This window comes from Domibacillus indicus, assembly GCF_023715895.1.
GTDB classification, from domain to species: Bacteria; Bacillota; Bacilli; order Bacillales; family Domibacillaceae; genus Domibacillus; species Domibacillus indicus_A.
Map to the genome: position 1 here is coordinate 1 of NZ_JAMBOO010000134.1, position 255 is coordinate 255.

Annotated in this window: 1 protein-coding gene; it reads left to right on the plus strand. The window is 48.2% G+C overall.

Annotated features, from left to right (window positions below):
• Positions 1 to 255 (plus strand): transposase (locus tag M3221_RS25965; protein ID WP_251274835.1); only part of this gene is annotated, 255 nt, incomplete at both ends.

The following is a 255-nucleotide window of genomic DNA, read 5'->3' on the forward strand; positions in this document are numbered from 1 at the left end:
CTGTCCATAAAGCCTCAAAAATAGCCGGTATTGATGTCGGCATCAAGAAATTTGCCGTCCTGTCGAACGGCGAAGAGATTCTAAACCCGGGCTTTCTCCGTAAGGAGGAGAAAAAGCTCAAGCGTGCTCAGAAGAAACTTTCAAGAAAGAAAAAAGGCTCCTCAAACTGGCAAAAACAAGTGGCCAGGCTGCAGAAGCTTCATGCCAGGGTAGCGAACCAGCGGAAGGATTTCCTGCATAAATCATCGTTCCGCC